The following is a 945-nucleotide window of genomic DNA, read 5'->3' as shown; positions in this document are numbered from 1 at the left end:
GGCCGCCTGGCCGCCCGCGGGCAGCCCGGGGCCATCGTCCACGACCCCCACGAAGCCGCCCGCCGCGCCGTGGCGATGGCGCTGCACGGCCGCGTCGAGGCGGTAGATGGCGGCTGGGTCGAGATGCGCCCGCAAACCCTGTGCATCCATGGCGACAACCCCAACGCGGTGCAGATCGCCAAAGCCGTGCGGGAGGCGCTCGAGGCGGAGGGGGTTCGGTTGGTGGCGTTTTGAATGTCGATGGTCGATAGTCGATGGTCGATAGCCGGGCGCGGGTCGTACGTCGTACGCGAGACGCAAGACGCCCCTTCTTCACCCCCCTTAGCAAGGGGGGCTGGGGGGGATAAACCCTCCCCGCCGGCGGGGAGGGTTTTCCACGAGCCACGGGCCTCCCGGTGATGGCTGACGGCTGACGGCTGACCGCTGATAATAAAACAACCCCCCATGCCCGGCTTCTACCTTCCCTTTGCCCAGAAACCCGACCCTGCCGCCAACGCGCGGCTGCAGGCGCTGGCTCGAGCCCTTCTGAACGACCCCTTGGCGGGTGTGAGCGACGTGGTGCCGGGGTACGTCAACCTTTACGTCGAGTACGGCGATGACTCGGCGGAGGCGGCGGTGCGGGCGTGGGTCGAGCGGCACGCGGGGGCGGTGCTCGAGCCTGCCCCTTCCCGCCGGGTCGAGGTCGGGGTGCGCTACGACGGGGAGGACCTCGAGGAGGTGGCGCGGCGCACGGGCCTGAGCGTGGCCGAGGTCGTCGAGTTGCACAGCCGGGCGACGTATCACGTCTACGCGCTGGGCTTCACGCCGGGGTTCGCCTTCATGGGCGACGTGGACGAGCGGCTGCGGCTGCCGCGCCGGGCGGCCCCGCGCAAGCAGGTCCCGGCGCACCGGGTGGCGATGGCGGCGGGCCAGACCGGCGTCTACCCGCTCCCCTCCCCGGGCGGG

General features: G+C 71.7%; 2 protein-coding genes. Both read left to right on the top strand.

What is annotated here, in order from left to right; all coding sequences use genetic code 11:
• A partial coding sequence (locus MEICH_RS29655; RefSeq protein WP_036218277.1) for a LamB/YcsF family protein occupies positions 1 to 234 on the top strand: 234 nt, incomplete at its 5' end.
• A gap of 210 nt (positions 235 to 444) precedes the next feature.
• Positions 445 to 945, top strand: a 501-nt coding sequence (locus tag MEICH_RS29155; RefSeq protein ID WP_027891530.1) for a 5-oxoprolinase subunit B family protein, incomplete at its 3' end; no start/stop codon positions are given.

It is taken from the genome of Calidithermus chliarophilus DSM 9957, assembly GCF_000430045.1.
Taxonomy (GTDB): Bacteria; Deinococcota; Deinococci; order Deinococcales; family Thermaceae; genus Calidithermus; species Calidithermus chliarophilus.
Note: the sequence above shows the minus strand (reverse complement) of the source record. Positions and strands in the feature narration are given on the sequence as shown.